This window comes from Bradyrhizobium sp. USDA3516 (assembly GCF_057651995.1).
The window spans coordinates 153861-176851 of sequence record NZ_JBYGYN010000009.1; the positions used below are offsets into that span (position 1 = coordinate 153861).

At 65.1% G+C, this 22991-nt stretch carries 23 protein-coding genes; 6 read left to right on the forward strand and 17 right to left on the reverse strand.

Annotated features, from left to right (window positions below; genetic code table 11):
• Positions 1-15 precede the first annotated feature (15 nt).
• On the reverse strand, positions 16-300 hold the full coding sequence (locus tag AC24YW_RS26525) for a hypothetical protein (protein WP_487485490.1): 285 nt from the start codon (positions 298-300) through the stop codon (positions 16-18).
• A 337-nt stretch (positions 301-637) separates the two neighbouring features.
• On the opposite strand from AC24YW_RS26525, the gene AC24YW_RS26530 reads away from it, so the two are divergent.
• Complete coding sequence (locus tag AC24YW_RS26530) at positions 638-1825, forward strand: CaiB/BaiF CoA transferase family protein (protein ID WP_487485491.1); 1188 nt, start codon at positions 638-640, stop codon at positions 1823-1825.
• Between the two features lie 213 nt (positions 1826-2038).
• Here the strand turns inward: AC24YW_RS26530 and AC24YW_RS26535 are convergent, their stop codons facing one another.
• The gene (locus AC24YW_RS26535) at positions 2039-2761 is read right to left on the reverse strand and encodes a DUF72 domain-containing protein (protein WP_487485492.1); all 723 of its coding nucleotides are present in this window, start codon (positions 2759-2761) and stop codon (positions 2039-2041) included.
• A 90-nt stretch (positions 2762-2851) separates the two neighbouring features.
• On the opposite strand from AC24YW_RS26535, the gene AC24YW_RS26540 reads away from it, so the two are divergent.
• Positions 2852-3067: a hypothetical protein gene (locus AC24YW_RS26540; RefSeq protein ID WP_109144595.1), complete on the forward strand. Its 216-nt coding sequence runs from the start codon at positions 2852-2854 to the stop codon at positions 3065-3067.
• 1 nt (position 3068) lies between these two features.
• Here AC24YW_RS26540 and AC24YW_RS26545 read toward each other — a convergent pair whose 3' ends face one another.
• From AC24YW_RS26545 to AC24YW_RS26585, 9 genes are all read right to left on the reverse strand, one after another.
• Positions 3069-4217 (reverse strand): amidohydrolase, encoded by a 1149-nt coding sequence (locus tag AC24YW_RS26545; protein ID WP_487485493.1) that lies wholly within the window; start codon positions 4215-4217, stop codon positions 3069-3071.
• A 225-nt stretch (positions 4218-4442) separates the two neighbouring features.
• Positions 4443-5531, reverse strand: a complete 1089-nt coding sequence (locus AC24YW_RS26550) for a mandelate racemase/muconate lactonizing enzyme family protein (RefSeq protein ID WP_487485494.1) — start codon at positions 5529-5531, stop codon at positions 4443-4445.
• A 110-nt stretch (positions 5532-5641) separates the two neighbouring features.
• Positions 5642-5818 (reverse strand): hypothetical protein, encoded by a 177-nt coding sequence (locus AC24YW_RS26555; protein ID WP_487485495.1) that lies wholly within the window; start codon positions 5816-5818, stop codon positions 5642-5644.
• Positions 5819-6206: 388 nt separating this feature from the next.
• Entirely contained in the window at positions 6207-7247 is a 1041-nt protein-coding gene (locus tag AC24YW_RS26560) for an AraC family transcriptional regulator (protein WP_487485496.1), read from the reverse strand.
• A 25-nt stretch (positions 7248-7272) separates the two neighbouring features.
• Positions 7273-8466: a M20/M25/M40 family metallo-hydrolase gene (locus AC24YW_RS26565; RefSeq protein WP_487485497.1), complete on the reverse strand. Its 1194-nt coding sequence runs from the start codon at positions 8464-8466 to the stop codon at positions 7273-7275.
• 119 nt (positions 8467-8585) lie between these two features.
• Entirely contained in the window at positions 8586-9830 is a 1245-nt protein-coding gene (locus tag AC24YW_RS26570) for an MFS transporter (protein WP_487485498.1), read from the reverse strand.
• A gap of 288 nt (positions 9831-10118) precedes the next feature.
• A complete protein-coding gene (locus tag AC24YW_RS26575; RefSeq protein WP_487485499.1) occupies positions 10119-11114 on the reverse strand; it encodes a methyltransferase in 996 nt (331 codons plus the stop codon).
• 331 nt (positions 11115-11445) lie between these two features.
• Positions 11446-11745, reverse strand: coding sequence for an HGGxSTG domain-containing protein (locus tag AC24YW_RS26580; RefSeq protein ID WP_487485500.1), 300 nt, complete (start codon positions 11743-11745; stop codon positions 11446-11448).
• The gene (locus AC24YW_RS26585) at positions 11712-12347 is read right to left on the reverse strand and encodes a hypothetical protein (RefSeq protein WP_487485501.1); all 636 of its coding nucleotides are present in this window, start codon (positions 12345-12347) and stop codon (positions 11712-11714) included. The genes AC24YW_RS26580 and AC24YW_RS26585 overlap by 34 nt, the downstream gene beginning before the upstream one ends.
• A 431-nt stretch (positions 12348-12778) precedes the next feature.
• Between AC24YW_RS26585 and AC24YW_RS26590 the strand changes: the two genes are divergently transcribed.
• The gene (locus tag AC24YW_RS26590) at positions 12779-13762 is read left to right on the forward strand and encodes a Bug family tripartite tricarboxylate transporter substrate binding protein (RefSeq protein WP_487485502.1); all 984 of its coding nucleotides are present in this window, start codon (positions 12779-12781) and stop codon (positions 13760-13762) included.
• A 10-nt stretch (positions 13763-13772) separates the two neighbouring features.
• On the opposite strand, the gene AC24YW_RS26595 is transcribed toward AC24YW_RS26590, so the two are convergent.
• Positions 13773-14231 (reverse strand): NUDIX hydrolase, encoded by a 459-nt coding sequence (locus tag AC24YW_RS26595; protein ID WP_487485503.1) that lies wholly within the window; start codon positions 14229-14231, stop codon positions 13773-13775.
• A gap of 93 nt (positions 14232-14324) precedes the next feature.
• On the opposite strand from AC24YW_RS26595, the gene AC24YW_RS26600 reads away from it, so the two are divergent.
• Entirely contained in the window at positions 14325-15392 is a 1068-nt protein-coding gene (locus tag AC24YW_RS26600; protein ID WP_487485504.1) for a DUF1236 domain-containing protein, read from the forward strand.
• A 42-nt stretch (positions 15393-15434) separates the two neighbouring features.
• On the opposite strand, the gene AC24YW_RS26605 is transcribed toward AC24YW_RS26600, so the two are convergent.
• Positions 15435-16397 (reverse strand): lytic transglycosylase domain-containing protein, encoded by a 963-nt coding sequence (locus AC24YW_RS26605; RefSeq protein ID WP_487485505.1) that lies wholly within the window; start codon positions 16395-16397, stop codon positions 15435-15437.
• A gap of 182 nt (positions 16398-16579) precedes the next feature.
• Here AC24YW_RS26605 and AC24YW_RS26610 point away from each other — a divergent pair, with 182 nt between their 5' ends.
• On the forward strand, positions 16580-17611 hold the full coding sequence (locus AC24YW_RS26610) for a L,D-transpeptidase family protein (protein ID WP_487485684.1): 1032 nt from the start codon (positions 16580-16582) through the stop codon (positions 17609-17611).
• Here the strand turns inward: AC24YW_RS26610 and AC24YW_RS26615 are convergent.
• The 3 genes from AC24YW_RS26615 to AC24YW_RS26625 all read right to left on the reverse strand — a co-directional run bounded on the left by AC24YW_RS26615 (position 17608) and on the right by AC24YW_RS26625 (position 20147).
• A complete protein-coding gene (locus tag AC24YW_RS26615) occupies positions 17608-17883 on the reverse strand; it encodes a hypothetical protein (protein WP_487485506.1) in 276 nt (91 codons plus the stop codon). The two genes, AC24YW_RS26610 and AC24YW_RS26615, sit on opposite strands and share 4 nt — an antisense overlap.
• Positions 17884-17959: 76 nt before the next feature.
• Positions 17960-18817, reverse strand: coding sequence for a VOC family protein (locus AC24YW_RS26620; RefSeq protein ID WP_487485507.1), 858 nt, complete (start codon positions 18815-18817; stop codon positions 17960-17962).
• A 139-nt stretch (positions 18818-18956) separates the two neighbouring features.
• A complete protein-coding gene (locus AC24YW_RS26625) occupies positions 18957-20147 on the reverse strand; it encodes a urate hydroxylase PuuD (RefSeq protein ID WP_487485508.1) in 1191 nt (396 codons plus the stop codon).
• A gap of 263 nt (positions 20148-20410) precedes the next feature.
• On the opposite strand from AC24YW_RS26625, the gene AC24YW_RS26630 reads away from it, so the two are divergent.
• The gene (locus AC24YW_RS26630; protein ID WP_487485685.1) at positions 20411-21718 is read left to right on the forward strand and encodes a PQQ-dependent sugar dehydrogenase; all 1308 of its coding nucleotides are present in this window, start codon (positions 20411-20413) and stop codon (positions 21716-21718) included.
• Between the two features lie 238 nt (positions 21719-21956).
• Here the strand turns inward: AC24YW_RS26630 and AC24YW_RS26635 are convergent, their stop codons facing one another.
• Positions 21957-22757, reverse strand: coding sequence for an SDR family NAD(P)-dependent oxidoreductase (locus tag AC24YW_RS26635; protein WP_487485509.1), 801 nt, complete (start codon positions 22755-22757; stop codon positions 21957-21959).
• Between the last annotated feature and the right edge of the window lie 234 nt (positions 22758-22991).

The following is a 22991-nucleotide window of genomic DNA, read 5'->3' on the forward strand; positions in this document are numbered from 1 at the left end:
GGCCTTCGCATCAGCTCACCAGGGATACCAGTAAGGATATGCCGCCGGATAATACCGGACGGTCCGATAATAGCGGGGACCGTAGTAATATCCCGGCGGACCATAGACCGGCGCATAATAGACCGGCGGTGCAGCCGCGGCGGCCAGCGCTCCGGTGAACATGCCGAGCGCGATGGCCGGACCGATGCCTGGACCACCCCAATGATGGTGATGATGGCCCCGCCAGTGGGCCGAAGCCGGCGCAATCGTTCCGATGAGGAGCGTTGCTGCCGCGGCGATTGCAAGAGCAAGCTTTCTCATGTGACTTCCCTCGAACATCTGCCCGCGCAAACGGGCCTCTCGATCCTTTTCATGAGTTTGGTTTCGCCGGACACGGGGCCCGGCAGCATTCGAACTTAGGATTGGCCGCGACGACTTCAAGTCTCGTGCTGCGGCTCCGACGTTTGGTCGCAGAGGCCGGAGCGTCACTCGCGGAGAAGAGGTGTTGCCTCCATTGCCCCTGCCGCTGCGGGTGTCCCGTCCCATTCCGTTCGTCGAAATGTCCGCGGCTCACATTCTTGGGTCCAGCATGGATCTCGTGCCTTGCGGAGCCGGCCGGCCGCTGTAATTTGGACGAAACATCAAAGGAAGGAACCCCATGGGAGGAGTCTTGCAGGGCGTGCGCGTGCTCGATTTCGGGCGCTATATCGCCGGGCCCTATTGCGCGACCTTGCTGGCCGAGTTCGGGGCCGAGGTCATCCGCGTCGAGAGGCGCGACGGCAGCGAGGATCGGTTCGTGGCACCGGTGGGTGAAGGCGGCGAGGGCGCGCTGTTCCTCCAGATCAATCGCAACAAGAAGGGCATCACGCTCGATCCGATGAAGGCGGAAGGCCAGGAGGTGATGCGCCGCCTGATCGCGACCGCGGACGTCGTGGTCGCCAATCTGCCGCCGCAGACCCTGCGCGCGATGAAGCTCGACTATGATTCGCTGAAGGCGATCAAGCCCGACATCATTCTGACCACGGCGACCGCATTCGGCGGGCCGGGCCCCTGGTCCGACCGCGTCGGCTTCGACGGCGTCGGCCAGGTGATGTCGGGCTCGGTGTACATGACGGGCAGCGGCGATCCGCCGTACCGCGCCGCGGTGAACTGGGTCGATTTCGGCACCGCGCTGCACTGCGCGTTCGGCACGCTCGCCGCGCTGATCGAGCGCGGCAAATCCGGGCGCGGCCAGATCGTCGAGGGCGCGCTGCTCGCAACCGCTCTGTCCTTCACCAATGCCACACTGATCGAGCAGGCCGTCATCGCCGTCAACCGCGTGCCGACGGGCAATCTCGGCCAGACCGCGGCGCCCGCCGACATCTACCGCACCAAGGATGGCTGGGTGTTGTGTCAGGTCACCGGACACCCGCTGTTCAAGCGCTGGGCGCGGCTGATGGGCGAGGAGGAGGTGTGGCTGAACGATCCGCGCTTTGCCGACGACATCAGCCGCGGCAACAACGGACCCATCATCAGCGAGCGGATGGCGCGCTGGTGCGCCGAGCGCACCACGCAGGAGGCCGTCGACACGCTGGGCCAGGCGATGATCCCGACCGGCCCCGTGCTCTCGCCGCAGCAGGCGCTGGATCATCCGCACATCCGCGCCGCCGGCTTCATGCAGGACGTCGACTATCCCGGCCTGCCGAAACAGGCCCCGGTTGCCCGCGCCGCGGTGCGCCTGTCGGAAACGCCGGGCGAGATCGCGCACCGTCCGCCGACGCTCGGCGAGCATACCGACCGCGTCCTCGCCGACCTCGGCTATGACGAAGCCGAGATCGCGGCGCTTCGGCAGGGCGGCGTCATCTAGCGGAATGGCTTTAGTGGAATCGATTGCCACGGGCTCGGTGCAACCTCTCCCGCTTGCGGGAGAGGTCGCGCCGCAGGCGCGGGTGAGGGCTTTCTCCTCTTGGGGATTGTCCCATTGCGGAAGCACCCTCTCCCCAACCCTCTCCCGCAAGCGGGAGAGGGAGCGCACCTCCATCGTTGCGCGATCAAGCCTCATTTCATCGCGCTTCAGGCGTCACAGCATTTGCTTCAAAGCCTGGGCGTCGGCGGGTGCGGCGCTCTTCTGATCGTTGTCGAAATAGACGTAGACGTCGCAGCCCTGCCGCTTCCACGACTTGATGCGCCCCGCCCATTGCGCCAGCGTGGCCTTGGTATAGTGCCCGTGATAGCGGCCGCTTGGCCCGTGTCCGCGCACATAGACGAAATCCGCCGTGCGCTTCCACGGGCTAGGTGCATCGTGATGGTCGGACAGGCACAGCGAGATGTTCTCGTCCGCCAGCATCCGCAGGATGCGCGGCTGATACCAGCTCGGATGGCGGAATTCGAAACTGTAGCGCCGCTTCCGCGACAGCAGCTTGAAGAACGAGGCGAGCCGGTCCGCATTGGCCTCGAATTGCGGGGGCAGCTGGAACAGGATCGGGCCGGCCTTGCCGCCGAGCCTGGAGATGCGGTCCTCCAGCAGCTCGAGGCTGTTGACGGAGCGGTCCGACAGGCGCTTCCAGTGCGTGATGAATTTCGACGCCTTCCAGGCGAACACGAAATCGCGCCCGGTCTGCTCGCGCCATCCCGTCACCGCTTCCGGCGTCGGCGTGCGGTAGAACACCCCGTTCAGCTCCGTGGTGTCGAACTGTCCGGCGTAGTAGCTGAGCTGCTGCTTCAGCGTCACGCCCTCGGGGAAGAACGGGCCGCGCCAGGAAGCGTAGTGCCAACCCGAAGTTCCGATCAGAACGCGCGCCATGTCTCACGTACCATCCGTTGCCATTTGCCGGAGGGAACGTCCGTGCGGCCGATACGTTTCTCGTGAGCATCAACGCGAGGACCGGAACCGATGTACGCGCTGTTCGAAGGCAACAAGCAGATCGGCAATCCCTTTCCGACCGAGAAAGAGGTGTGGGAAGCCGCCTTGATCGAGGGCCTCGTGACCGATGTCCCGGTCGCCGACGAGGAGGGCGGCCACATTCTGCCGGCCGGCTATCACGTCGAGCGCGTGGACGAGACATTCGCTCCACGGCCGGATTGGAAGCTGCCGCGCGAGATCTCCTGAGCTAGTTCGACGCCAGCGCCGCCTTGGCCACTTCCGCCATCCAGCTTGATGCCACGGGCAGGATCGCGTCGTTGAAATCGTAGCGCGGGCCGTGCAGCTCGGCGCCGTCGCGCAACTCGCCATTGCCGATCCAGACGAAGGCGCCGGGCCGCTGCTGCAGGTAATGGGCGAAATCCTCGCCGGCCATGCTGGGCGCGAGATCGCGCCGCACCTCGGCCTGCACCTTCTCCGCGGCGATGCGGGCGAGGTCGGCCTCGTCAGGCGTGTTGACCACGACGCCGACACCCCAGACGATCTCCGGCGTGACCTTGACGCCGAAGCTGGTCGCGATCCCGGCGCAGCTGCGCTCGATGCCGTCGAGGATGACGTCCTTGACCGCCTCGCGGTGGTAGCGCAGCGTGCCGCGGATGGTGACGCGTCCGGCGATCTGGTTCGGCGCGGTGCCGCCTTCGATCGTGCACAGCGACAGCACGGCGGTGTCGAGCGGATCGACGGCGCGCGAGGTGACCGATTGCAGCGCGACGATCAGATGCCCGGCCGCCACCACGGGATCGCGCGTCAGATGCGGCATGCCGGCGTGCCCGGCGTGGCCGTCGATCGTGATGGTGATGCGCCCGCCGGATGCCATGACGACGCCGTCGTGCACGGCGATGGTGCGGGCGGCAAGGCCGGGCCAGTTGTGGAAGCCGAAGATCCGCTCCATCGGAAAACGGTCGAACAGCCCGGCCGCGACCATCGCGCGCGAGCCGCCAAAGCCTTCCTCGGCCGGCTGGAAGATGAAATCGACCGTGCCGCTCCAATCGGTATCGGCGGCGAGCAGCACTGCCGCGCCCAGCAGAGCAGCGGTATGGCCGTCATGGCCGCACGCATGCATCACGCCCGATGTCTTGGAAGCATAGGGCAGGCCGGTGTCCTCGGTGATCGGCAGCGCGTCCATGTCGGCGCGCAGGCCGACCCGCCTTTGCGCGTGGCCGCGTGTCAAGGTCGCGACGATGCCGTGTCCGCCGATGCCGGCCTCGAAGGGAATGCCGAGCTCGGTGAGCTTGTCCTGCACGAAGGCGGCGGTGGCTTTCTCCTGGAGCGACAGTTCGGGATGCGCATGCAGATGCCGGCGCCACGCGGTCAGTTTCTGGTGCAGTTCGGGGGACAAGGCGAGTTTCTTTTGAATGGTTGCGAGCCGCCACCATACCGAAATTTTCGCACTGCGCATCTGGGCCCAGCGAATGGCCCGTGTGCAGCCAAGTCGTCATGGCCGGGCTTGACCCGGCCATCCACGTCTTGCTTCGCAGTTGAAAAGAACGTGGATGCCCGGGCCTTCGCCGCGCCGTAGCGGCTTCGGCCGCGCAGGCGGGACAAGCCCGGGCATGACGGTGCCCTAAGCCGCCAGCTTCGCCAGCCCCTTCCAATCGAACCCGATCCCATGACCGGGCCTGTCAGGCGCCAGCGCCAGCCCGTCCTTCAGCACCAGCGGATGCTCGATGTACTTGTCGAGCCCGAATCCGTGCGCCTCCAGATAGGAGCGGTTCGGGCACGCCGCGAGCAGGTGCACGGTGATGTCATGCGCGCCATGACTGGTGACCGGCAGGTTGAACGCTTCCGCCAGCCGCGCGATCTTCATGAACGCGCTGACGCCGCCGCAATTAGTCACGTCGGGCTCGGGATAGGACACGGCGCCCGATGCGATGTAGTTCTTGAACTCCCACAGCGAGCGCAGGTTCTCGCCGGCCGCGATCGCCACGCCGCCGGCCTGCATGATGCGCGCATGGCCGGCGACGTCGTCGGGGATGATCGGCTCTTCCAGCCAGGTGAGGTCGAAAGGAACGAAAGCACGCGCGGCGCGGATCGCCTCCTCGACCGACCATTTCATGTTGGCATCCGCCATCAGCGGAAAGCCGTCGCCGAGATGCTGCCGCATCGCCGAGACCCGCGCGACGTCGGACTTGAGGTCGGGCCGGCCGACCTTCATCTTGATGGCGCGAAAACCCTTGGCGAGATTGCCATCGGTCTGCTTCAGCAGTGCATCGACCGACAGATCGAGATCGATGCCGCCGGCATAGCACGGCACGTGCGCATCGAAGCCGCCGAGCAGGCGATACAGCGGCAATTTCGCGCGCCGCGCCTTGAGGTCCCACAGCGCGATGTCGAGCGCCGAGAGCGCCAGCACCGCGGGCCCGCCGCGGCCGCCATAATGCAGCCCCCACCAGACATGATGCCAGACCGCCTCGGTGTCGTCGGCCTCGCGCCCTTCGACCAGCGGCGGGATCTCGCGCTTGAGAATGTCGGCCACAGCCCCGCCATTGCGCCCGACCGTATAGGTGTAGCCGACGCCTTCGGCGCCGTCGCCATCGCGGATGCGGCAGGTGATCAGCTCGAACGCCGTCATGTCGCCATGCGTGGAGTCCGACAGCGCGACGGGAAGGGGGATCCGGTAGAGCCCGGTCTCGATATTGGCGATGCGCGGCATGTGGCCTCCCTGCTTTCCTTGCAGGCTAGGCCGACCACGCTCGAGAGGCAACCGCTCGATCTTTCAGTCGTTGTTGCTTCCGCGAGGGAACTGCGCCGGCCTAGGAGGTTTCACGACGTTCTCGCTTGCTTGATCGCCTGCTCGACCTCGTCCGCGAGGCGGCTGAAATGCAGATGCAGCCGCTCGAACATCTCCTTCTTGTGCTTCTGCGTGGTAAGGTCGCGTATCAACGCGGCTTCCGCGGCGTCCGCGCGAAGCTTTTCCAGGCATGCGAAAAAATCCTTCATCGAAACATCTCGAGCGGTCGCTGTCTCAAACGGCCAGGGCAATCCAAACAAGCGCGGTGATCAGAACCACGATCCATGCCAGCGAGATTGCGAACCAGAAGTCCAGGGCGTTCATGTCGGCCGCTGCTCGTCACGAACAATGCCGCCGCATTGGCATTTGAACAAGCGGATGACGTGGTCTGTACGCGGATCGCGATAGCGCGCGATCAGTCGGAGACTGTCGGAGCCGCAACGCGTACAGCGCGGTGCCCCTTTGGCGAGAATGTCGATCATGAAAACGGTGGAGTCCGCCGCTGCCTTGTTGATGGCGACGGATGCTTTAGACTGGCCAGCTGCGCAGTTCTTGTCGATTCGAGCCCATCGCTTGGGATTTCGCGCCACTGAACGGTTAGCCGGACGTGTTCGACCTCCGGAATTCTCGCGGTGTCATGCCGCTCCAGCCGACAAACGCGTGCGTGAACGAGCTGAGCTCCCGATAGCCCAACAGCCAGGCAACTTCCGAGATTGGCAGACGTTCATCTCGTAGATAGCGCCGGGCAAGGGCCTGCCGCAACTCAGCGAGGACTGCCGAGAACGTTACGCCCTCGTCCGACAGCATCCTCGCCAGCGTCCTGCGGCTCATTCCTGCACGGCGGGAAACCTCGGTCACGTTGGCTTTGCCGGCCGGAAGCAGTTGGATGAGATGATCTTCGACGCGCGAGCGGAGACTGACGCGCTGGAGGCTGCGCCGGCCCAAGGCGTCATTGGCGTAGTCGAGCAGTATTTTGTTCAGATGGGTATCCGCGCTGACGATCGGCAGATCAGCGCCGGACGCGGCAAACAAGACTTCGTCGCAATCAGCGGAATAGTCGATCGCGCATCCCAATTGCACTCGGGCAGCGGCAGGAACATGTGGTCTGTGATGCCGCAATCTTATCTGCTTTGCTGAGCTTCTGCCGGCGGTAAGCCCCCGCGCGATGCGCACCAGGGTGGCTACCCAGAATTCCGCGTGGTGACGATCGGATTGGCGGTCAAGATTCAGGTATTCGAGTCTGATCGACAGCGCGGGGCTGGCGGAAACTCGCAGCCGAACTCCTTCATTGTTGATCGCGCAATAGCGCTCGGCGTTTTCGAAGGCGTCGCGGAGCCGCTCGGATGAAGCCATGACGTAGTAGAGAAGGCCGATCTCTCCCAGCTCGAAGTCTCGCGCAAGTCCGAAGCCGAAATGATCGTCCTGCAGCTCCCTCGCGGCGAGCTCCAACAGCTTGATCTGGGCGCCGGCGCTAAGCCGATATTTTGGATCCGCGATATCCTGGATCGTCAATCCCGCGCCTTCGAGAATGGGCCTCGGATCTCTGCCTTGCCTCCGCAGCCGGTCGCAGGCGAGCCGCGCTATGCCGCCGCTGGCGCTGGGAATTGAGCCAACACCTTTCGCCGCTTTCTTCCGCATGGCTGAGCGTTGCCCTCCGCATCAATCACCGCATCGTCGCCAGTTGCACCGCCAGCGCACAGGCGCGGTCGTATTCGTCGAGATTGATCCACTCGTCGACCGTGTGCGCCTCGTTCTGGCCGGCCCCGAAGGTGACGGTCGGAATGCCGTGGCGGACCATCCAGTTGGCGTCGAGCCCGCCATTGGCGGTGCGGACGTTGGGCGTGCCGCCCACCGCGGACACGGCTTCAACCGCACGCTTGATGACCGGCTGGCTGTCCTTCATACGGAACGGATAATAATCGGTCTCGGCCTTGAACTTGACCTTGCCGGACTTGCCTTGCGCGTTGGTGACCTTCTTGGCCGCCTTCTCGAACGCGGCCTTGTAGGCCTTGGTGATCTCCTTGAAGAATTTTCCGTCATGGCTGCGGCTCTCGCCGCGCACATTGACGTAGTCGGTGACGACGTTGGTGGCATCGCCCGCGGGGCGGCCTTCGCCGCCGGTGACCGGGCCGACATTGCTGGTGCCTTGCTTCTTGCCCTTCACCACCTTGCCGAACCAGCCGCCGGCCTTCACGTCGGCAAGCGCCAGCGCCATGATCATGGTCGAGGAGATGCCGCGCTCGGGGGCGACGCCGGCATGCGAGGCGCGGCCGAAGATCTCGACGGTCCAGCGATCGGCGCCGACCGCCCCGATCACGACGTTGGAGGCCGAGCCGCCGTCATAGTTGAACGCCATCACCGGCTTGCCGAGCTCGTCGAGCTTGACGTGCCGCGCGCCGTACAGCCCGCTCTCCTCGCGCACGCAGAACAGCAGCGTGATCGGCGGATGATCGAGCTTCTGCTTGGCGAGCTCGGCGGCCAGCGTCACCAGCACGCCGCAGCCGCAGCGATTGTCGCCGCCGAGGGCGGTCCTGGCGTCGTTGACGATCTTGCGCCCGGACAGCTTCGGCTTGGCGCCGGCGCATAGCGGCACCGTGTCCATGTGGGTCATGAACATGATGCGCGGCTGGTTGTGCAGCGCGCCGCGGCCGGGCAGGTCGACGATGAGGTTGCCGGTCTCGGTCGGCACCGGAATGCGCGTGTTGGCATCGTCGAGCCGGATCGCCCTGGCCGGCACGCCGCTCTCCTTCAGCGCGGCCATGAGCTCCCGCCCGATCGCCGCCTCCTGTCCGGTGACGCCCTCGACAGCGAGGAAGCGCATGAGACGGTCGGTGGCGGCTTTGGTGTCGACAGGCATGGACTGGAATTCCCTTTGATGCGGATGGCGGCGGTACGCGAACGCGTAGGATGGGTAGAGCGCAGCGAAACCCATCACTTCTCGGCGAGAACGATGGGTTTCGCTGCGCTCTACCCATCCTACGAACTCGCGCTTGTGTAAGTCAAAAAGATCACGACGCCGAGCGCCAGCGCCGCCGCCATGAACAGCAGCACAGCCGGCAGGCCTGCGAGCGCGGCCACCGCGCCGGTGACGGATTGCATCAGCGCGGTGCCGAGAAAGAAAGCGAGATTGACGGCCGCAAGCGCCTTGCCGGCGACCTGCGCATCGACGAGTTGCCTGGACATGCCGAACAGCAGCGGCTGGGCGGAGGTGAAGAGCCCGATCAGCACGAACAATGCCAGATCGTAGGACGGCGGCATGACGGTCACGCCGAACAGCCATGCAACGGCGAAGTGCGGCGCTCCCAGCGCCATCAGCGCGAGCAGCAGCGCGGCGACTGCGTGCGTGCCGGCAACCAGCTCGCGGCGGCGGCCGAGCCTGCGGTCGATCATGCCGACCAGCAGCGGGCCTGCGATCATCGCCAGCGTGAACGCGCCGAGCTGGTTGCCGGCCTCGACCCGCGTCAGTCCCTTGATCTCCATCAGCCAGGGCCCGCCCCAGAGGCCGCGCAGCACCAGCGTGCTCGCCAGCGACACCATCGCCAGCGCGATCACGCCGCGCAGCGGCCGCGACAGGCCGAGCCTGACCACATCGATCATCTGCGACAGCGGCGAGGACTCGTCCTTGTGCTCGGCCGGCTGGTGCGGCACCAGCGCGAAGACCGCGAGCGCGACCAGGACGCCGCCGATCGCGGAGATCCAGAACCCGGCGCGCCAGCCGTAAGCGTCGATCACGAAAGCGAGCGGGCTCGCCGAGAGCAGCATGCCGATATTGCCGATCGACAGGATGGCGCCCGACCACAATCCGAACCGCGCCGCCGACAATTGCTTGGCTGCAAGCGTCATCGGGCACATCAGCATGCCCGAGGTCGCAACGCCCAGCAGCAGCTGCCCGACGGCGAAGCTCTCAGGCCCGGTCGCAAAGCCGGACGCCACCGCGCCGAACACGGTTCCCGCCAGCAGGGCGAGCGACACCGGCCGCACGCCGAAGCGGTCCATCGCCGCGCCGACCGGAATCTGCGAGGCCGCAAAGGCGAAATGATAGACCGAGGTGAGGCTCGCCAGCGCCTGCGGCTCGATGCGGAAATCCGCCGCCATCAGGTCGAGGCTCACCGCCGGAATGGTGCGCAGCAAGGTCGACAGCATGTGGCCGCAGGCGAGCGCCACGAGCGCGAAGATCAGCGCGCGGGTGGCGGTGCCCGCCTCATTGGCGGCATTGGTCATGAGCGTCCCGTCCCGAGAAGGGTTTTGGGTGGGTTACATGATCAACGGGGCGGGCGGCAAGCAGCATGGCGTTGAGGGCCGGCCGGCGTCGCCAACCGCTCGATTGACCGGCTTATCCAGTCCCAGGTGAATCAGAACGCGCGCCAGGAGGTTATGACGCGAACACGTGGTATCCTGCTCACCAGGAAGCGCCATGACATGCGGTGGCAACGGCAATGTTCTCGTGCAGAGGTTTCGACGGTCTAAAGGTTCGTTGCGCCTGTTTGACCCGATGCTTTTTCAAAGACTTCAGGCTCGGCTTGCCTCAAGAACTGAGATCGCCCGGGCGGTCGAAATGACCCGCTCAAGCCGCAGACCTGCGGCGGCAAGCAAAGCGGCAAATTCGCTCTCGGTTCGCTCGACGCCCCCCGTAACGACAAGCATGTTCGCATCGATTAGCTTGATCGTATTTCGTTCGTTTCCTGGGGGAATAATAGTCTCCGCAATCAACACTCGTCCGTGGGGTTTCATTACCTCTCGGCAATTGCGCAGGATGCGTACCGCTTGCTCGTCATTCCAATCGTGAATGACCTTTTTCATGATATAGACGTCCGCACCGGCTGGAACGGCGTTGAAGAAATTGCCGGCCACGAACGAGGTCTGTGGCGGGAACCTTGCCGCATCAGCCCGCGCTGCCTCAACCCCGGCCGGTAGGTCAAACAGTATGCCGGAAAGGTGAGGGTGCCTCTTTAGGATCTCCGAAAGCAGCTGTCCATGGCCGCCGCCGACATCGACAATCTGGGAAAACGCACCAAAATCACACGCCTCTGCTACAGCTTCATTGGCGCCTTGGCTAAGCGCGATCATCGCCTGCTGGAATAGCGAAGCCGCGTCCGGATGGTCCGCCAGCCAATCGAACCTGGGCTTTCCAAATACGGTTTCGAACGTCGGCAAACCCGTTCGCACTGAATGAGTGAGCTGAGCGAAGGCGAGATAGGGCTCCCTGTTCATCATTCGGATCAGGTCGCGGGGACTTGAGGGCGCGTCGGAAAGCAAGGCTGCGCCCAATTCGGTGAGTTGGAAACGGCGGGCCGAGGTTTCGCTAAAGACCCCCTCGGCGGCGAGAAGCCGCATAATCCTATAGAGCGCATCGCAGTGACAATGCGTTTCCTCCGCCAGATCGTCGACGCTCCGCTCTCCGGCGACCAAGCGATCCGCAACGTTGAGATCTGTCGCAACGCGCAAGGCTTGGGAGACCATGAAGCCAAGGCCCAGGTGAATGAGTTGTTGAGAGGGACTATACATAGCTTTTCCTTTCAACGGCCGCCTCACGGCGCCCGTGGTCTCAATATCACGATCTGAAGTGCCGGTAAGGGATGATAATTTAGCCGAGGGTGCAGTGTTTGTCGTTCGATGTAGACATCCCGCTCAGGTCGATGTCCGCTCCGGGGTCAAAACCGGCAATACTCTGATTGAGCAGAATATTTCTGCTTGGGCTCCCAACAGCAGACGTCTGCGCTTTATGAGTACGCCCTAGATCCATCAGAGTCTTCGTCTTCTAGGCGAGGTCTCGCGCCGGAAATGACGCGCTTCCATTCCCCCCTGCCACGACCGGCGCCGGAGGTCGCGCCGCAATCTACTTCAGCTCATTCAGAAGCTTCCAAGCGTCCTCCAGCAAGGCTTTCATCTGGTGTCGTTCGGCGCGACCATCCGGCGTGCACATTCCATGTCGATATGCATTCCGGTTGCCCTTTGGAGCGCCCGATCTCGGCGCGCCGCCGTGCATGCGGCAGCGGAGCTTGCCGCGGACCGCGGGCGCCGAGCAGGCAAAGCCGCCGCGCGTGCGGGCGCCGCAGCGCGGGCTTGCCATCATCGCGCGCGTGTTGCGGACATGACCGGCACTCATGCGCCGGCGCCCCGCCTTGCGTCGGCCCATTCGGCCTCGCCGGTTGCGCGGGAAACGGCGTCCGGATCGGCACCGATCAGATGCGCATGCTGTGTGACGTTGCCCACGATCGCCCGTCCGCCGTCCTGCACCGACAAATTCTGCACCGTGATCGCGCGCTCGTCGCTGGTGCGGTGGCGATTGAGCGCTTCGACCTGGGCGGCGAAAGTGCGGGAGAGCCGAGTCAAGGCGCGGGCGATGCCCTCCTGCTGCGCGAGATCGTCGGTGCAGGCGAGACGGCAGGCGCAGCGCATCGCCGCCATGTGCACCGACACCATCTGCGACACCAGCATGGCCTCGACGGAATCCTTCGGCGCGATGCTCTTGATCGTCGAGATCATGAAGGCGAGATTGGCCTCGTCCGGCTTCTGGCCGACCACGCTGGCCTTGACCAATTGCCGCAAGATGCCGTGCATCGCGTCACGGTCGGCGGCGCCGAGCGCCTCGGCCAGCAGCTGCTCGCCGGCGTGCGGGTCGGGATGGCGGATCGCGATGCGACGCTTGTAAAGTTTGACACGCGGGGTCACGGCGGGGGCGCTGCGATCGGATGCCGCGAGCGGCGAGGGGATGGGACGCGAGAGAGCTGTCGTCATGGGCATGTGTCCTATTGGCGGCGCAGGCGCGAACGGCCGTTCGCTGCTGCGCCCGAATGCGGGTTTCGGAATGTCGATGAAGGGGTTAGGCGCAAGCGCGTCGGCACGGGGCCGGTCTGGCAGACCGTGACGCTCGCGACTGTTGCGATGATGCCAGTATGCCACTGTTTTGCCCGACGCGCCAGAATTTATTTCGATAATCCGAAAGAATTCGTCCGCCGCCCGCAAGTCCTTGTTCTGACAGGGGCCGTCTACTGTGCATGGGGTTGTTTTCACACTTTTGTTTCGGAAGCGGCACGCACGTGCCGTGCAGCGGAATGCCGGCGCCCAAACGCGATTGCGAAATCCGGCACGGCCGCTCATCATGATCTTTGACGGCGCCGCACCAACAAGCATGTACAAGCGGTGCCAAGAGGTCTGGGAGAGAACGAATGCAACGAACGGCTCGCGCACTGGCAGTCATCGCAGGTCTATGCGCTTTGGCGCTGGCGACAGAGGCCGTTGCGCAGAAATATCCGTCGCGGCCGGTCAAGATCATGGTCGGGTTCAGCGCCGGCGGCCCGGTCGACGTCGTCGCGCGCATCATCGGCGACCGGCTCGGCAACAAGCTCGGCCAGCCCTTCGTGGTCGAGAACCGCGCCGGCGCCAACGGCATGATCGCCGCCGAAGGCGTCGCGCGCGCTGATGCCGACGGCTACACCATGCTCGCCTGCAACTCCTCCACGATCACACTGAACAAGACGCTGTTCAGGGATATCCGCTACGACCCCGAGAAGGATTTTGCGCCGCTCACCACGGTGGTGTCGGCGCCGCTCGTCCTCGTCGTCAATCCCGAGAATCCCAAGACGGCGAACGTCAAGTCGGTGGCCGATCTCGTCGCTGCGGCGAAGGCCGCGCCCGGCGCGCTCGCCTATGGCTCCGGCGGGAACGGCAACCTCGCCCATCTCGCCATGGAGCTGCTCAGCCAGAAGGCCGGCATCAAGCTGATCCACGTGCCCTATCGCGGCGGCTCGGCCGCCGAGGTCGGCATCCTCGCGCAGGAGGTGCTGGCGGTGTTCGATCCGCTCTCCGCCGTGCCGCTGGTCAAGGCCGGCAAGCTGCGCGCGCTCGCGGTGTCCTCCGCCGGGCGGCTGCCGGCGCTGCCCGACGTGCCGACCGTCGCGGAAGCCGGCTATCCCGGCTTCGACATCTCGTTCTGGGTCGGCTTCTTCATGCCGAAGGCAACGCCGGCGCCGATCCTGGAGACGTTGCACCGGGAGATCGTCGCCGCCGTCAAGGATCCCGCTATCGAGGAAAAGCTCGGCTCGCAGGGCGTCGTCAGCGTGCTCAGCCCGGCCGATTACGCCGCGAAGATCGCCAGGGAGACCAGGGAGCTCGCCGAGGTGGTCGCGGCCGCGAACATCAAGGCGGAATAGGAGCGACGCGCTATTCGCCGATCAGCAGCGTAAGCCGGTCGAGCAGCGGACGCTGTCCTGCATTGATCTTGTCCTGCGCCGCGTCGAGCGTGAACCACTCGGCGCTGTCGACTTCCGGAAAGGCCTGCCGCTTGCCGCTGCGCGGCGGCCATTCCATCTCGAAATTGTTGCTGCGAATGCTGCGCACGTCGAGATCGAGCTCGGCCGCGAAGGCGGTGACGAGCTTGCCTCCGCGCTGCCTGACCTGGCCTAGCGGGGTCAGCGGCATGGACAGCTCCTGTCCCAGCTCCTCGGCGAACTCCCGTCGTGCGGCGATCTCTGCGTCGTCTCCATCCGCGTATTCGCCTTTCGGGATCGACCATGCGCCGAGATCCTTGTTGCGCCAGAACGGCCCTCCGGGATGCACGAGGAGCACCTCGATGTTCCCACGCTTGCGGTAGGCAATGATCCCGGCACTCTTCGATGGCATGGCGGGTTCCGTGCGGCCTTCTCTCGGGAAAAACTGGAACCGCCCGTTCTAACGCAGGTTGGTAGCCCAGTTTCTGATGAAAGGGAGTGAACCATGACCCGCCTGTTGGCAACCACCGCATTGGGTGTGGTGCTGGCGAGCGCCGCGTTTGCGCAATCGCCTGGCACGACCACGCCGTCTCAACAGACGCCGCAGTCGCAGTCGAATTCGACCGCGCCATCCACCACCTCGCCGTCGAGCGCGACCGACAAGCAGCAGACCACATCGCAACCGCAGCAATCCCCGCCGTCGGGAACGGCGGCCCAGACCACGCAGACCAATCCACCATCGTCCGGCTCCGGCACCGCCAACAACACGACCGCGCCATCGCAGAGCGGCACGGCAACTTCCAATACAGCCGGCAACCAGCCGGCAACGCAGCAGAGCGCCAACCCGCCGCCCGCGAACACCAACCAGGCGCAGGATCGGTCCAACCCGCCGCCGCCCAACAGCAATCAGGCCCAGCAGGCACCTGCCGCATCTGGAACCAACCAGGCCCAGCAGGCGCCGACTGCGCCGGCGAGCAACCAGGCGGCCGCCCAGACCGACGTCAACCTCAACAAGCAGCAGGAGACCAAGATCAGCGCGTCGATCTCGCACCTCAACGTGCGGCCGCTGACCAACGTCAATTTCTCGCTGAACGTCGGCACGGTGGTGCCGCGCGACGTGCACCTCTCGACGCTGCCGCCCGACGTCGTCGAGATCGTGCCGCAATATCGCGGCTACAGCTTTACGCTCGTGAAAGATCAGATCGTCGTGGTCGATCCGGCGACCTACAAGATCGTGACGGTGCTGCCGTATTCAGGCCAGTCCACGGCGACAACGACGACGACCACGCGCGAGCGCAGCGCCAGCAAGTTCTCGGATCGCGATCGCGAGGTGATCCGCAAGCATGCGAAGACCCGCACCGAAGGACGCAGCGAGGCGCGGACCACCGGCAGCACCGCACGCACGGAGATGCGCGTCGGCGATCGGATCCCGGAGACCGTCGAGGTCGAGGAATTCCCGACCACGGTCTATCGCGATGCGCCGGGCTTGCGCGAATATCGCTACATCCACCGCGACACCCGGACCTATGTCATCGAACCGCGCGAGCGGCGGGTGATCGAGGAGATCGACTAGGTCGATTGAGATCGGGGCCGCGCAAGCGAGCGGCTCCGATCGTTAGCCTGACGTCCGTTCGCGCGATGCGATGCGAACGGCGCGCGCCTTCGCGCTCTTTCCGGCCGCGCGTGCCGCGATCATGCTGCGGGCCTTGCCGGGACCTGCGGCATTCTTCCGCAGCAGGGTGGCGAGCCGCTTGCGCGCGCCCTTCGTCGTCACGCGCGCCGCGACTTGCTCGGCCTTGCGAATGATGTTCGCAACCGAAGGCGTCAGGTTCACCGGAACCCAGGCGACGTCCTTGGCCTTCGAAAGACTGCCGATGCCTTCGCATGGCGCTTCGCGCGGCAGGTCGATGCGGATCGCGAGCGCCTCCGACCGTTCCGTCCAGTCTTCGGCCTTGGTGCCGGTGATGATCCGGACATAGTCGCGCGTCTCGCGCGGCAGCTCGCCCTGCCTGCCGAGCCATTTCTGGATGCGGCCGGGACCGGCATTGTAGGCCGCGGCAGCAAGGCCGAGATTGCCGAAATCGTCGCGCAGCTTGCGCAGGAATTTTGCCGACGCCGGCAGCGCCTTCATCGGATCGAAGGGATCGTCGAGCCCGACCTCGGCGGCCGTCCCGGGCATGAACTGCGCGACGCCCTGCGCGCCGGCATGGCTGACCTCGTCGGACTTGAAGCGGCTCTCCTGCCAGATCAGGCGCGCGAAGAACGGCACCGGAATGCCGCTGGATTCGGCGGCCTGGCGCAGCGCGTGACAGAACCGTTCGGTCGGCGATGGCTCCGCCTGCACCACTGGGTCGACCGCGCGCGGTGGCTCGATCACCTGCTCGTAAGCCGCGTGCGCGTTGGCAAGCTCGATCGCCTGCACGCTGGCGACGAAGAGCTCGACCACCGGAACAAGTGACGAGGCATGATTGTTCTTGAGAACAGTGGTGTCGAAACGTGATGCTTGGCGGGATGCCGACGGATCGAGATCGCACATCAGAAGCAGAAACGCGGCGCAAGCCGCGACGACAAATCGCATTTGCTGGGACAACCTCGAACTGTGTGGATGAACGGCCAGCGATGCGCCGGCGATAGAAGTTCTTAACCGTCCGATTGCGGCAAAGCTGCGATCTCTCGGGTTCCTTCGGTGTTAGTACGGTGTTCCCGAACAGAAACCTTCCGCGGTTTTGCGGGCTGTTTGCGAGTGGATGCGCGATGACGATGCGACGGATGCTTGGTGCTGTGATTGCGCTGTGGCTCGCCGGCCCGGCGATCGCAGGCAATCTCGATCCGGCTGCGGTGAACACGGCTGCGCGTCCTGCGAAGCCGCCTGCCACTGACAAGCTGAATGCAGCCGTGGTGAAGCTTCAGGTGCTGCTCGATCGCGCGCAATTCTCGCCCGGCGAGATTGACGGCAAGTTCGGCGAGAACGCGCAGAAGGCGCTCAAGGCCTTCGCGGAGCAGAACGGCATCGCATCCGACAAGGTTCTGGCGCAGGAGCTCTGGGACAAGCTGACCGCAGCGAGCGAGGGGCCCGTTCTCATCGACTACAAGATCACCGATGCCGATGTGAAAGGGCCTTTCCTGAAGGAGTTGCCGCGCAAGCTCGAGGACATGAAATCGCTGAAGGCGCTGAGCTACACCAGCCCTCTCGAAGGACTTGCCGAGAAATTCCACATGAGCGCGGATCTGCTCAGGGCGCTCAATCCGGGCAAGGCGTTCGACAAGGCGGGAGAGACGATCGTCGTCAGCAACGTTCCGGCACGGCGCGAGCTGCAGCGCATCGCCCGGCTCGAGGTCGACAAGACGAACGGGATATTGAAAGCGTTCGACGCGGGCGGTGCTCTGCTGGCGTTCTATCCGGCGTCAGTCGGCAGTCCGGATCGCCCGACGCCAACGGGAACGCTGAAGGTCACCAGCAGTCACGAACTGCCGACCTACCGCTACAATCCCGAGTACAAGTTCAAGAGCGTCAAGTCCAAGAGACCGTTCGAGGTCGAGCCGGGACCGAACAATCCGGTGGGCGCATACTGGATCGGCCTGTCGGCGCAGGGCTACGGCATCCACGGCACGGCCGAGCCCGACAAGGTCAGCAAGTCGGCGTCGCACGGCTGCGTTCGCCTGACCAATTGGGACGCGCGTACGCTCGGCGAGAGCGTGAAGCGCGGCACGCCGGTCGTCTTCCTCGATGCGCCGACGGAATCCTCCTCGCGGCGGCAGGCTACGTCTGCTGCGAAGCGCGCAGCGAACTAGTCTTTCGGGAAATCCTTGCGCATCGCGATCTCCGCGGCGTCGCCGGGCGACAGCACGGTCTGGTCGAAGGCGGCCTGCGGCCTCGTCATGATGTCGTAGAGCGAGATGCCCTTGATCGGCTTGCCCATGAGCTCGCGAACGCATTCGGCGAGCGTGCCGTTGTAGACGAGATAGGGCGGACCCCGATCCTTCAGCCGCTCGCCCTTCAGCGACGGCCACTTCTTCAGCTCGGCCGGCGCGTCATAGGCGATCGGCGATCCCTCTTTGAACATGCGTTTGGCCCCGGTGGCTTGATGGCCGGGAAGCCTACAGCCGCCGGGTAAACGCCCGTTAAAGAATTGGTTCAAATCAGCCGGCGATGAAGGCGAGCAGGGTGCCGTTGGCCTTGGCCGGCGGCACGCAGATCGCAGCGCCGCTCCGCACGGCGGCTGGCCCCAGCGCCTTCTCGGTCGCCGCGAGATCGCCGCTGACCAGGACCAGCGCGGCGCCACCGCGTTCGGGGAGGCCCGTCAGCGGCACGCCGGGATAGCGCTTGGCGAGCTGGTCCAGCGTCAGATAGACGAAGTCGGCGCGATCGCCGCCGGAGGGCACGATGACCGCGCCGTCCGAATCGGTCCTCGTCTCGCGGTCGATCAGGCGGGCGAGATGTGCGGCCTCCTTGGCGGGCTCCGGCGTTGCGATCAGCGTTTGCTTGATCCGCTTGGCCGCATTGGCGTGGGTCATCAGCTCGGGGATCCACACGGTCTCGCGGGTCTTGTGCTGGCAGGCGAAGATGCGCACGCCGCCCGGCGCTTCAGCCGTCGGCCACATGAAGGTGCGGAATTTCGCCGCCGAGACCGTGCCGTTTGGCAGCGTCACGGGGCGTTCGAAATCGGTCGGGCCGATCGGCTCCAGGCCCCGTGCACGGATCTCCTCGGCGCCGGCGGCGCTATCGACCGCGGTGAAAGCGATGCGCTCGATGCCTTCGCCATGCCGCTCGACGAAGGCGCGGGCCGGTGCATTGTGCTCGGTCGCCACGAGCACGCCGAGCAGCTCCATGTAATCGGGGTCGAACATGATGGTGTAGTTGCCGGTGCCCATATGCGGGCTGTGGGTGCCGCGCGGCGAGAGCGTGAAGCCGAGTTGCCTGTAGTTCTCGGCGGCCTTGTCGAGGTCCTTCACCATGACGACGGCGTGGTCGATACCGATGACGTTCTTGAGGGCCACTGTTCTAATCCCCGATTGCATGCTGACTTTGCGCCGCGCCGGCGGCTGCCGGCCATGTCTACGCCGGATGGGCGATCAAGTCATTTTCAATTCGGCGACAGATGCGGAATTCCGCGCGATGCCTCTCGTGCGACGCGCGTCAGCGCGCCTGCTCGATGTAAGCCGCGAGGACGGCGCGCTCCTCGCCGGTCATTTCCGTGATGTTGCCCGGCGGCATCGCATTCGACCAGGCCGCGACCCGCCCGATCAGGCGGATGTTGCGATGGATGTGCTCGGGCGTGTCGAGCACAATGCCCTTCGGCGCGGTGACGATGCCGGCCCAGACCGGCTCGGCTGCATGGCACATGCTGCAGCGGGACATCACGATCTCCTCGACATTGGCGGCCGTGACCGGGGCCGACAATGCGGCCGTCTTCGCCTCGCGCGGACCGGCGGCGGAGAGGAGGAGGATCGCAATCACGCCGGCCGCGGCCACGGCCCACACCCACCAGGGCGATTTGCGCCCGGCATGACGCTCGTTGAAGAAGTGGCGGATCACCGGCCCGAGCGCGAGGACGATCGCGACGATGATCCAGTTGAAGCGCGTGGCGTAGAGCAGGGGATAATGGTTGCTGATCATCAGCACGACGACGGGAAGCGTCAGGTAATTGTTGTGGACCGAGCGTTCCTTGCTGGCCTTGCCGAGCTTGGGGTCAGGCGCCTGTCCGGCGATCAGGCTGGCCACGATCTTCTTCTGGTTCGGGATGATCAGCGTGAAGACGTTGGCCACCATGATGGTGCCGATGATCGCGCCGATCTGGTTGAAGGCGCCGCGTCCGCTTAGCACATGGGTGAAGGCGTAAGTGAGCGCGACCAGGAACAGATAGCCTCCGATGGCGAAGGGCAGCTCGCGCTGGGCGAGCCCGGTTCGGCAGGCGGCTTCATAGAGCAGCCACGCCAGCGCGAGACTGCAGAAGCTGAACAGCCCGGCCTGGAACGGCGTGAGGTCGAGGATCGATTTGTCGACCAGGAACAGGTCGGCCTCGAGATAATACACCACCACCATCAGCGCGAAGCCGGACAGCCAGGTGGTGTAGGCCTCCCATTTGAACCAGGTCAGCTCGTCCGGCATCTGGCTGGGCGCGACCAGGTATTTCATGATCCGATAGAAGCCGCCGCCATGGACCTGCCAGGCCTCGCCCTGCACGCCGTCAGGCAGGTCGGCCTTCGGTTTCAGGCTGAGGTCGAGGGCGATGAAATAGAAGGAACTGCCGATCCAGGCAATCGCGGCCACCACGTGCAGCCAGCGCAGCAGCAGGCTCGCCCATTCCGATATGACGGATCCCCACATGATCTCCCCATCGGGCCCGACCTGGATGCCGCAGCCTCCATGATCGTAACCGGCGATCGCCGCCCTCACAATGTGTCGCACTGTTCAACCGCGTTTTCCACTATGATGGGCTGCGGCTGATGCACATCGTGCGGGCATGAGCTGACGTGGGATTCGGCAGGCGCCAAACTCGCCGAGAGACCTTTTGCAGGTGATCGGCGTTGACGCACGACACGCGCAAGGCGGAGGACGACGAATTGAGTGACAGGATAAGGATCGTGGCGATGCTCGCAGCGCTGCTGGTCGCAGTTGCGGCCGGCGCACAGGCCGAGCCGGTGCTGCAGGGCAAGGACGCCTATGGCGATTGGCGTGCCGACAAGCCCGGCACGGTCAGGCTGATCCGGCCGCAGGATCTGGTCAGGCCCGGCGCGACGCGGTCGGTTGCGAGCTCGTCGCGCGTGGTGCCGCGTCCGCCGGAAGCCGAGCTGCAGGTCCCGCCCGGCTTCAAGATCGAGCTGTTCGCCGAAGGCCTCCGCGCGCCGCGCATCATCCGCGTGGCACCGAATGGCGATGTGTTCGTCGCGGAAACACGCGCCGGCACCATTCGCGTGTTGCGCGCGGGCGAGGGCGGCAAGGTCGCGACCAACGAGATCTTCGCCAGCGGCCTGCGGCAGCCGTTCGGCATTGCCTTCTTTCCGAATGGCGACAATCCGCAATGGGTCTATGTCGCCAATGCCGACAGCGTCGTCCGCTTTCCCTACCAGGCCGGCGATCTCAAGGCGCGCGGCAAGGCGGAGACGGTTGTCGCAAGCCTGCCGGATGGGGGCCATTCCACCCGCGATATCGTCTTCATGCCCGGTGGCAAGCGTATGCTGGTGTCGGTGGGTTCGCTCAGCAACGTCGCCGAAGGCATGGGCACGCCGCCCGGAGGGATGGAGGCATGGTCGAAGTCGCAGCCGCTTGGCGCCACATGGGCCAGCGAGCTCGAGCGCGCCGCGGTGCTGGCCTTCAATCCTGACGGCAAGGAGCGAAAGATCTATGCCACCGGCATCCGCAACTGCGTCGGCCTCGCGATCCAGCCGCAGACCGGTCTGCCCTGGTGCTCGACCAACGAGCGCGACGGCCTCGGCGACGATCTCGTGCCCGACTACGTCACCAGCGTGAAGGAGGGCGCGTTCTACGGCTGGCCGTGGTTCTATATCGGCAACAATGAAGACCCGCGCCATGCCGGCGCGAGGCCGGACCTCAAGGACAAGGTGACGGTGCCTGACGTGCTGATCCAGCCGCACTCGGCCTCGCTCGGCATGACCTTCTACCAGGGCGCGCAGTTTCCGCCCGAATACCAGGGCGACGCCTTCGCCGCCGAGCACGGCTCCTGGAACAGGTCGAAGCGCACCGGCTACAAGGTGATCCGCATCCGCATGAAGGACGGCAAGCCGACCGGCGAGTACGAGGATTTCGTGACGGGGTTCGTCGTGAACGACACGGAAGTGTGGGGGCGCCCCGTGGGCGTCGCCGTGGCCAAAGATGGATCGCTGCTGATCTCGGAAGATGGCAACGGCACGATCTGGCGGGTGACATATTCCCGCTGAGCCGCGCCGCGGTGACGCTGCACCCGTGCCCCTTGTGGGAAGGGTGGCATAGGCGGCCTATGGCCGCCGTCCTTAAGAACGTCGATGCTTTGCATCAGCTATGGCGAAGCGGCGAGACGGGTGAGGGGTTCCATCCTCACGAACGGTTGTGCGATTGGAGAGAACCCCTCATCCGGCGCTTCGCGCCACCTTCTCCCACAAGGGGAGAAGGAAGCGCACGATCGCACTCTGCCTCGACCTATCCCCGTCGCACGCTTGCCCCACCATCCACCGGCAGCGTCACTCCCGTGATGAAATTCGCCTCATCGCTCGCCAGGAACAGCGCGGCGTTGGCGACGTCCCAGCCCGTGCCCATCTTCCTGCGCAGCGGCACCTTGCTGTCGCGTTCGGCTTCGACTTCGGCGCGGGTCTTGTGCCATTCGCGGGCGCGGGTGTCGACGGCCATCGGCGTGTTCATCAGGCCGGGCAGGATGACGTTGGCGCGGATGCCGTATTCGGCGTTCTGGTAGGCGAGCTGTTCGGTGAAGGCGATCATCGCCGACTTCGTCGCCTTGTAGGCGACATAAGGATAGGTGGTGATCGCCGCCATCGACGAGATGTTGATGATGGCGCCGCTTCTCTGCGCGCGCATGATCGGGATCACTTCCTTCGCCGCGAGAATGCAGCTCTTCAGATTGATGGCGACGACGCGATCGAACGCCTCCTCGGTCAATTGCAGCAGCTCTGCATCGCCCCCGGCGAGGCTGACGCCGACATTGTTGTGCAGCACGTCGATACGTCCCCAGCGCGATTGCCCATCCGCAACCATCGCCTTGATGTCCGCAGCTTTGGTCACGTCCGCCTTGAAGGCCGCAGCGTTGCCGCCTTTCGCGGCGATCATCGTGACCGTCTCCTGCGCCGATTCCAGATGGTGGTCGACACACAGGACCTTGGCGCCCTCGCGCGCGAAGGTGAGCGCCGTCGCGCGGCCGTTGCCCATGCCTTCGCCGGGGCTTTGCCCGGCCCCGACGACGATCGCAACCTTGTCCTTCAAGCGCATCTCGGTTCACTCCCCTCTCGTCATTATTTTCGTGCAGATTAGCAATCGCGCTCCTGGGAGAGAAGAGCGCGCTTTCCGCGTTCATGTCATTGACATCACACGGAATTGCATGTGGCGGCCGGTCCATGGCGCGTGGCTGGCCGAAGCACGCCAGGAACCGATCCGACGTCGCTGCGTTTGTCGCCGAGCCTTTCCCGCGCTAGGCTCAGTCCCGGGGCTTCCCAACCACCAGTG

What these genes read in the sequence shown, in the direction of transcription:
- AC24YW_RS26550 (WP_487485494.1), bottom strand. Translation starts at nt 5,531, where the DNA reads ATGCCGCGCATCGCCAATATCGAGACCGGGCTCTACCGGATCCCCCTT.
- AC24YW_RS26570 (WP_487485498.1), bottom strand. Translation starts at nt 9,830, where the DNA reads ATGACCAATGCCGCCAATGAGGCGGGCACCGCCACCCGCGCGCTGATC.
- AC24YW_RS26555 (WP_487485495.1), bottom strand. Translation starts at nt 5,818, where the DNA reads ATGAAGGATTTTTTCGCATGCCTGGAAAAGCTTCGCGCGGACGCCGCG.
- AC24YW_RS26635 (WP_487485509.1), bottom strand. Translation starts at nt 22,757, where the DNA reads ATGCGCTTGAAGGACAAGGTTGCGATCGTCGTCGGGGCCGGGCAAAGC.
- AC24YW_RS26630 (WP_487485685.1), top strand. Translation starts at nt 20,411, where the DNA reads ATGCTCGCAGCGCTGCTGGTCGCAGTTGCGGCCGGCGCACAGGCCGAG.
- AC24YW_RS26565 (WP_487485497.1), bottom strand. Translation starts at nt 8,466, where the DNA reads ATGCCTGTCGACACCAAAGCCGCCACCGACCGTCTCATGCGCTTCCTC.
- AC24YW_RS26600 (WP_487485504.1), top strand. Translation starts at nt 14,325, where the DNA reads ATGACCCGCCTGTTGGCAACCACCGCATTGGGTGTGGTGCTGGCGAGC.
- AC24YW_RS26625 (WP_487485508.1), bottom strand. Translation starts at nt 20,147, where the DNA reads ATGTGGGGATCCGTCATATCGGAATGGGCGAGCCTGCTGCTGCGCTGG.
- AC24YW_RS26615 (WP_487485506.1), bottom strand. Translation starts at nt 17,883, where the DNA reads ATGTTCAAAGAGGGATCGCCGATCGCCTATGACGCGCCGGCCGAGCTG.
- AC24YW_RS26590 (WP_487485502.1), top strand. Translation starts at nt 12,779, where the DNA reads ATGCAACGAACGGCTCGCGCACTGGCAGTCATCGCAGGTCTATGCGCT.
- AC24YW_RS26540 (WP_109144595.1), top strand. Translation starts at nt 2,852, where the DNA reads ATGTACGCGCTGTTCGAAGGCAACAAGCAGATCGGCAATCCCTTTCCG.
- AC24YW_RS26525 (WP_487485490.1), bottom strand. Translation starts at nt 300, where the DNA reads ATGAGAAAGCTTGCTCTTGCAATCGCCGCGGCAGCAACGCTCCTCATC.
- AC24YW_RS26530 (WP_487485491.1), top strand. Translation starts at nt 638, where the DNA reads ATGGGAGGAGTCTTGCAGGGCGTGCGCGTGCTCGATTTCGGGCGCTAT.
- AC24YW_RS26585 (WP_487485501.1), bottom strand. Translation starts at nt 12,347, where the DNA reads ATGACGACAGCTCTCTCGCGTCCCATCCCCTCGCCGCTCGCGGCATCC.
- AC24YW_RS26580 (WP_487485500.1), bottom strand. Translation starts at nt 11,745, where the DNA reads ATGGGCCGACGCAAGGCGGGGCGCCGGCGCATGAGTGCCGGTCATGTC.
- AC24YW_RS26575 (WP_487485499.1), bottom strand. Translation starts at nt 11,114, where the DNA reads ATGTATAGTCCCTCTCAACAACTCATTCACCTGGGCCTTGGCTTCATG.
- AC24YW_RS26535 (WP_487485492.1), bottom strand. Translation starts at nt 2,761, where the DNA reads ATGGCGCGCGTTCTGATCGGAACTTCGGGTTGGCACTACGCTTCCTGG.
- AC24YW_RS26560 (WP_487485496.1), bottom strand. Translation starts at nt 7,247, where the DNA reads ATGCGGAAGAAAGCGGCGAAAGGTGTTGGCTCAATTCCCAGCGCCAGC.
- AC24YW_RS26605 (WP_487485505.1), bottom strand. Translation starts at nt 16,397, where the DNA reads ATGCGATTTGTCGTCGCGGCTTGCGCCGCGTTTCTGCTTCTGATGTGC.
- AC24YW_RS26610 (WP_487485684.1), top strand. Translation starts at nt 16,580, where the DNA reads ATGCGACGGATGCTTGGTGCTGTGATTGCGCTGTGGCTCGCCGGCCCG.
- AC24YW_RS26595 (WP_487485503.1), bottom strand. Translation starts at nt 14,231, where the DNA reads ATGCCATCGAAGAGTGCCGGGATCATTGCCTACCGCAAGCGTGGGAAC.